Source organism: Thermosphaera sp. (assembly GCF_059755995.1).
In genome coordinates, this window is the sequence record NZ_DBOUKL010000046.1 from 1 (window position 1) to 7304 (window position 7304).

General features: G+C 46.8%; 9 protein-coding genes. 3 read left to right on the top strand and 6 right to left on the bottom strand.

The window, feature by feature from the left end:
* The 6 genes from AC3OH0_RS04850 to hypE all read right to left on the bottom strand — a co-directional run.
* Positions 1 to 501, bottom strand: a 501-nt coding sequence (locus AC3OH0_RS04850; protein ID WP_498344969.1) for a nickel-dependent hydrogenase large subunit, incomplete at its 3' end; no start/stop codon positions are given.
* Between the two features lie 2 nt (positions 502 to 503).
* Positions 504 to 947: an NADH-quinone oxidoreductase subunit C gene (locus AC3OH0_RS04855; RefSeq protein WP_498344970.1), complete on the bottom strand. Its 444-nt coding sequence runs from the start codon at positions 945 to 947 to the stop codon at positions 504 to 506.
* A complete protein-coding gene (locus tag AC3OH0_RS04860; RefSeq protein ID WP_498344971.1) occupies positions 940 to 1398 on the bottom strand; it encodes an NADH-quinone oxidoreductase subunit B family protein in 459 nt (152 codons plus the stop codon). Before AC3OH0_RS04860 ends, AC3OH0_RS04855 begins: the two co-directional genes overlap by 8 nt.
* A 74-nt stretch (positions 1399 to 1472) precedes the next feature.
* Positions 1473 to 3782 (bottom strand): carbamoyltransferase HypF, encoded by a 2310-nt coding sequence (gene hypF, locus AC3OH0_RS04865; protein ID WP_498344973.1) that lies wholly within the window; start codon positions 3780 to 3782, stop codon positions 1473 to 1475.
* Between the two features lie 10 nt (positions 3783 to 3792).
* Positions 3793 to 4038 (bottom strand): HypC/HybG/HupF family hydrogenase formation chaperone, encoded by a 246-nt coding sequence (locus tag AC3OH0_RS04870; protein WP_498344974.1) that lies wholly within the window; start codon positions 4036 to 4038, stop codon positions 3793 to 3795.
* A gap of 9 nt (positions 4039 to 4047) precedes the next feature.
* Entirely contained in the window at positions 4048 to 5082 is a 1035-nt protein-coding gene (gene hypE, locus AC3OH0_RS04875) for a hydrogenase expression/formation protein HypE (RefSeq protein ID WP_498344975.1), read from the bottom strand.
* A gap of 123 nt (positions 5083 to 5205) precedes the next feature.
* Here hypE and AC3OH0_RS04880 point away from each other — a divergent pair, with 123 nt between their 5' ends.
* The 3 genes from AC3OH0_RS04880 to AC3OH0_RS04890 all read left to right on the top strand — a co-directional run.
* On the top strand, positions 5206 to 6666 hold the full coding sequence (locus AC3OH0_RS04880) for an FAD-dependent oxidoreductase (RefSeq protein WP_498344976.1): 1461 nt from the start codon (positions 5206 to 5208) through the stop codon (positions 6664 to 6666).
* Between the two features lie 6 nt (positions 6667 to 6672).
* Positions 6673 to 7158, top strand: coding sequence for an NADH-quinone oxidoreductase subunit I (locus AC3OH0_RS04885; protein ID WP_498344977.1), 486 nt, complete (start codon positions 6673 to 6675; stop codon positions 7156 to 7158).
* A partial coding sequence (locus AC3OH0_RS04890) for a (2Fe-2S)-binding protein (protein ID WP_498344978.1) occupies positions 7159 to 7304 on the top strand: 146 nt, incomplete at its 3' end.

Here is a 7304-nt window from a genome sequence, read left to right on the forward strand (position 1 = left end):
TCTCCTAACGCCCCCGACCATTACGTAGTCTGATAGTACGCGGTTACCGGTTAGAATCTCCTTTGCCTTCATAATTTTTTCACGGTCCAGCATGATGTTCATGAAGAGGTTTTCAAAACCTATGTTCTCCGCCATTACAGCGTTTATTAACATGTGGCTGTGGAGACGCTCCAGCTCCATTGCAAGAACTCTGAGGTATTTAGCCCTATTGCTTATCTCCATTCCAAGTATTTGTTCAATCGCTCTCACATAGCAGTCTGCATGGACAAGGTTGCATATACCGCAGACCCGTGCAACAATGAATATGTCTCTGTAGAACGAGTTCTTCTCGCATAACTTTTCAATTCCGCGATGATTGTACCCGGTGTTTATTTCAACCTTGACGATTTCCTCTCCATCGGCATAAGCCTTAAGCAGGACTGGCTCGTGGAGAGCTGGATGCTGGGGTCCAACCGGGAGCTCAAGCGCAAGCGGCACCTCTATGATTTTCGAAACACTCATTCTCACACCCCGCTATCCTTTCTTAATGGATATTTGCCTTGTTCAACAACGTCGGAGGGGACAAAGAAACCACGCTTTAAAAACGGGTTCCCTTTGAAAACAACCCCGAGGAGGTCGTGGGTTTCACACTCACCAGGTAAAACCCCAGGGATTAAATCTATGAGAGAATCAACCGTGGGATTATCCCGTGGGATAAATGTCCTGAAAACAACGGTTTCTTCCTCGGGTAGAACCACTACGTAGTAATCCAGGCGAATCCTTCCTTCATCCTTAAGATCTGTTCCAATTATGGTGGATACGTAAAACGATGAATCCCCTAACACTTCAATCATTTTCAAGAAAACATTTCTCAAATCCTCAGGCTTCACAACATAAACTTTTCTACCCGGCTTAACCACCTGGGTCTCCAGCGTGAAAGGTGAGAGAAAATCGAGCCGGCTACTCATTTCCCCCATCACCTGCTTCCAGTTTTTTCAAAAGCTTGACGATACCATCCAGTATTGCCTCCGGCCTGGGAGGACACCCTGGTATGTACATTGATACTGGAACGGCCTTGTCAGCTCCTCCTTCAACACTGTATGATTTGTAGAAAACGCCTCCATCGACGGCGCAAGCCCCTACCGCTACTACGAATTTCGGATTGGGCATTTGATCGTATAATCTCCGAAGCCTTTCGCCAGCTTTCTTAGTCACAGCGCCCGTCACAACTAAGATATCCCCGTGCCTAATGCTCGGCGCAAGCTTTACCCCGAACCTCTCGGGATCGTATAGAGGAGTTATGGAAGCTAGTACTTCGATATCGCACCCGTTGCATGCCCCAGTGTTGAAGTGGACGAGCCATGGCGAGTACCGAATGATTTTACAGGTTTTACAGGTTTTGCTAGTTTCCTCTTTCATCGAAGCCAGCGTAATCACCTGTGTCAAGTTGGATTAATCAAGGGTGAGTATTAAAAATAAAGCGTTAGGGATTCCTAATAGCGTTCTAAACCCTGCGAAGCAATTAGTGAACAAGCTTGTCCAAAGGAGAGCCCGCCATCTCCTGCCGGGATTCTGCGAGGGAGATGTATTGTAAATCCTTCAAGCTGCAATCTCTCCCTTAGTCCTTGGTAAATGTGCTCGTTAACTATTGCTCCACCGCTCGCAACCACATAATCGATCCCATGCTTCAATGCTGATTTAACAGCCAGCTCCCCTATGTAGTATCCGTACGAGTATAGGAAGCTCCTGGAGAGCGTGGCGGGATCTACTTCATTTCTCTTATTTATGATCTCATCGATAATCCCATCGTAATCTAGAATGTGTAACCCGTTAACCTGCTTGAAGTAAGCATTTTCTAAAAGAACCCTCTCTCCTCTCGAAGCAATAGCCTCTAGCTTGATCGCGGGTTCACCATCATATGTTCTGATATGGGAAACGCCTAGGAGTGCCGCAACCAGATCTATCAACCTACCCGTGCTTGAAGCCTTCACATACTTCCCATGATTAAACATCGTGTAAACGAGCCTGTGCTCGATTACTTCCTTCTCGCTGACTGGTTTGAGAACCCTCATTATTTCATCGAGCGACCATTTTCTCTTAGCAAAGTAAAGGGTTACCAGACGCCTAATACTGATCGCATCCCTATCACTAGTCAACGGAATCCATTCAATACTACCCACTCTCTCATAATGGTTATTCTCAGTGTTGAAAACTATTACCTCGCCGCCCCAGACAGAGTCGTCATCGCCCCATCCCAAGCCGTCCAATGCTATCCCAGCTACCCTGCCACCCAACTCATTGTCGATGGCTGTGCCTAGAAGGTGTGCGTAGTGATGCTGAACTTCAACGATTCTACAGCCATGTTTTCTTGCAGTATCTAGCCCTATCCTCCTCGAGTGATACGCCTTGTGCTTGTCAACAACGATGGTTAGATCCGTATACTTGAGTCCGTAGACTCTAATGAAGAAGTCTATACTGCTGAGTAGCTGTTCCTGGGTTTCAGGATCATCTAAATCTCCTATGTATTGAGAAATTATTATCTTGTCCTCGAAACCGAGGGCGAAAGTGTTGGATAAGTCTCCCCCCATCCCTAATACTGGGCTTTCAAGGTTTCTCTTAATTCTAATCCATCTTGGAGCGTAGCCTCTGCTTCTTCTCAGTAGCACGTAGTGCTCTCCCGTCTTTCTAACCACACTATCATCGACACGGTTGACTATGACCCTGTTATGCACTAGAAAGTAGTCTGCTATGCTTCTCAGCTTGCTCTTGGCACACTCCTCGGTGGTGCACATTGGAGCCCCTGTTGAGTTCCCACTTGTCATTATCAAAAACTTATCCTTCGTGTGCATTAACAGTAAGAAGTGGAGCGGGGTGTAGGCAACGAAAACCCCTTCGTGGCTCAGCCCCGGAGACACATGCTTGGACACGGGGCTGTCATCACGTTTAGGAAGCAGTAGTATGGGGGCTTGAGGCGATGAAAGCAGTCTTTCATCATCTTCAGACATATGAACGAGGAGTTTAAGGATAGAGGTGTCGAGACCCATTATTGCAAAAGGTTTCGAGGGCCTGTTCTTTCTCCTCCTCAGTTTTAAAACAACATCATCGCTTGTAGCTAAAGCAGCAATATGGTATCCTCCGATTCCTTTAACAGCTATGATGTTTCCTTCATCAATAAGTCTGGCAGCCTCCTTTAAGGGTTCATCAGTGCTTAAAGGTTTGAAATCGCTGTCTAACAGAGCAAGGCTTGGCCCATCGCGCGGGCAACTGATCCCTTGGGCGTGGTATCTTCGAACGTTCTCGTGGTCAGAGTACTCTTTTAAACAGGACTCACATAGAGGAAAGGATCTCATGCTTGTGTTTTCTCGATCATATGGGACTGTATACATCATTGAAAACCTTGGCCCACACCAGGCACAGGAGTTGAAAGGATACATATACCTTGGATTTGAGGGGTCCATGATTTCTATCAAACAATCCCTACAAACAGCGAAATCCGGCGGGATCATGGAGCCAGTAACCTTGACCGTCCCGCTTCTTTCAATGTGAGAGTTCTTGTAACCGACTGGTTGTGTAAGCTCTAGAAATACTTCCTCTATTTCGGCCGGGGGAGGTTTCTCAATGTAGAGAGTGGAGAGGAATTCATAGACAGCTTCCTCATCACCTTCGACAAAAACCTCTACTTCCGAACCACCAACATTCCTTACATAACCCGTCAGCCCCAGTCTCCTCATCGCTCTATCTATGAATGGTCTGAACCCGACTCCTTGAACAATCCCGTTAATAACTAGTCTTGCAGCTATCAAGGAGGGATCCTCACAACTCTATTTCTCCGCCTAGACCGGAAACAGTTTTGAGAAGCTTGATGAGTTCTTCAAACTCCTCCTTGCTGACTTTACTAATTACCACGCCTGCGTGAACAATCACGAAATCCCCAGGCACCACCTCTTCATCAATGGCCAATAAGGTCTCTTTCACAAGACCACCTATCTTAACCTTGGCAATTGGTGGCGTAGAGCTCTTATCAATGCTGACTACTTCTCCTGGCACACCGAGACACATCTGTATCACCTAGCATATTCTGGGAAGGTTCAACGCCTCTCCTTTTATGACCCTCCTTCCACCTACCTCTGTGAATCCTAAAACCTTACCCTTGTACGAGTTTTCATCAGGAATTACCACTTCACCTATTACTTGAGGATTTTCCCCCATGGATTTTAACGCCCCCATGATCTCGCTGCTTACGTCACGACTTACGCTTAACACAGCGACACCTTCGGATGCGACGGTCAAAGGATCTATACCTAGCATCTCAAGAAACGTTTTCACGTCCTCGCGTATGGGAATCTTTGACTCATCAACTATTATCGAAACCTCTTTATTCCTCACCCATTCGTTAAGTATTGAGGAAATGCCTCCCCTAGTAGGATCTCTAGCCGCATGAACATGGTTCCTGTATTTCTCAATTACTGGTAGAACGGTTTTAACGAGCGGTTTTGAATCACTCCTTAGGGAGAGGTTCTCAGCATCCATCCCAAGCTGGGAAGCTAGGATGGCAGCCCCGTGCTCGGCGATATTGTTTGTGACAATTATTACGTCGCCGGGATGCAGCTGGTCAACTATTGGAGCTTCCAGTGAAACCCCTATTCCGAAGCCTGAGATAACGATCTTGTCCAGTGATCCCTTAGGCATTACTTTAAAGTCTCCTCCTATAAGCGAGACGTTGTTTTCTTTCAAAACCCTGACAAGGGAGTTGATGATCTCTTCCAAATCCTTTACTGGAAATCCTTCCTCCACGATGATGTTGTCGAGAAAAGCAACTGGTCTTGCACCCATCATGACTAGGTCGTTTAAAACACCTGATGCGGCTAGTTCGCCAATGTTTCCCCCGGGGTAAAACAAGGGTTTTACAGTGTAGGAGTCGCTTGAGAAAACAACGTATGTGTCTCCAATTTTTATGAAAGAGCCGTCATCCAATATGTCCAGCCCGCGCCCGTCAAGGGCATACCTAAGGATTAACGGTACTTTCTTCACGATCAGAGATTCTATTAAATCATGCGACTCCTGTCCTCCAGCACCGTGGAGTAGAGTGATGAAAGCCTCCATTTCAAACCCTCAATGTAGGTATCTATAACATGGTTATAAAATAAAGGAGTTTTATACTTAAATAAAAATTATATACTTGTACAGATAGTTTTTAATGCTCGGCACAGGATTAGGCTGGTAGTGATGAAGGATTATAGAATTGTTGAGCACCCAATAATAGATTTCAAGCGGGGTAGAAAAGTTTCTCTAACATACAATGGGAAAATTGTGGAGGCATATGAGGGGGAAAGCATTCTCGCAGGTTTATACGCGGCCGGCTTCCGTGTTTTCGCAACAAGTCCTCAGGGAGACAGGCTTAGAGGAGCTTTCTGCATGATTGGCAGATGCTCAAGCTGCTTGTCCAGGGTTAACGGTATCCCCAACACCAGGATCTGCATTGAGCCTGTTAAAGAAGGGTTGGTTGTCGAATCACAGAACGGTATACCAGAGATACCAATGGCTTCCCCGGGAAATGGCAATGTGGTTGAAGAAGTTAAAGATGTAGATGTTTTAATTGTGGGGGCAGGTCCCGCGGGATTGAAGGCTGCTGAAATACTGGGTGCTCACGGGCTACGGGTTCTTGTCACCACCGATCACTTTAGGGCCGGAGGTCAGCTGGTTAAGCAGACGCATAAGTTTTTCGGCGACACAACATACTACGGAGGCGTTCGAGGCTTCAAGATTGCGGAGAAGCTGATTGAAAATCTCAGTAAAAACCCCAATGTAGAGATCTCGACGAGGACTTTTGTTTACGGGTACTTTAAAGAAGGATTTTTCGGTGCTGAGAAAATAGGAGATCATAACGTTAACCTTGTAATAAAGGCCAAGTACGCCATAATTGCTTCCGGCGCGTCGGAGAGAAACCTATTGTTTGAGAACAACGACCTGCCCGGCGTTATGGGCGCTGGTGGTGCGCAAACACTTATGAACGAGTATGGAGTTAAACCAGGCGAGGACGCTCTAGTAATTGGCAGTGGAAATGTTGGATTAATAGTTGCTTATCAACTGCTTCAAGCAGGGGTTAGAGTACACGGTATTGCAGAAGTGTTGAAGGAGATAGGAGGATGGTTTGTCCACGCTGCCAAAGTGAGAAGGCATGGAGTGCCAATATACACGGGGCACACTATCGTGAGAGCTGAGGGGAGAGACAGGGTTGAAAAAGCAGTGATCAGCCAGGTTGATAAGGATTTCAAACCGATACCGGGGACGGAGAAGGAGTTTAACGTTGACCTTGTTCTTCTAGCAGTGGGCTTGCAACCAAACTACTCCTTGTTAAGCCAGATGGGGGTGTTGATGAAGTACTTGCCTGAAGCAGGGGGTTTAATCCCGTTGAGGACAAGATGCATGGAAACAAGTTTTAGAAACGTTTTCGTTGCCGGTGATTTATCCGGGATCGAGGAGGCCACTACAGCCTTCATAGAAGGGGAAATAGCTGCCTACACCATTCTAGAGCGTGAAGGATTTGGCGATGCTATTGAGAAAAGGGAGAGAATACTCAACTACCTGTGGAACGAGTATAGGCAGTCGCCTGTTGTTCGGCGCTCAAGGGATGCCAAACTCAAGGTCACTGTAAGTGAGGAGGAAATGGAAAAGTTTAGGAGGTAGGTAAGCATGGGGTTTAAAGAGACAGGGGTTCTGACTTTACAGGACATGGTGAAGGCAGGCTTAATGCCAACGGAGGAGAGGTTGAGGAAAGGACCCGTGGCGCTTCTGGAGTGTCCTGAGGAAATCCCGTGTAACATTTGTGTTTCCGCATGCCCGTTTAAAGCGATAAGCATGGATAAAATATACGACCTCCCCAGGCTGGACGAGAATAAATGCATAGGATGTGGAGTATGCGTCGCCAAGTGTCCCGGACTCGCTATATTCGTCGTAGATATTAGTAAAGGTGCCAAAGCCTATGTCACCCTCCCATACGAACTCCTTCCCAGACCCTCTAAGGGAGCTAGGGTTAAACTGCTTAATAGAGAGGGCAAAGTTGTGGGCGAAGGAATAGTGGTGAAGGCGTGGGAGTATGAGAAGACATGGGTGGTCACGGTTGAGGTTGAAAAAGACCTTTGGTTTGATGTAAGAGCATTCAGGGTAGAGGGGGTGTAGATGACTCAGCAGGACCCTAGAAGAATAATCGTGTGCAGATGCGAAAACGTTACTCTCAGCGAGATCTTAGAAGCCATTGACGAAGGCTTTGACAGCCTCGAGCTATTGAAAAGGAAGCTGAGGGTTGGCATGGGCCCATGCCAAGG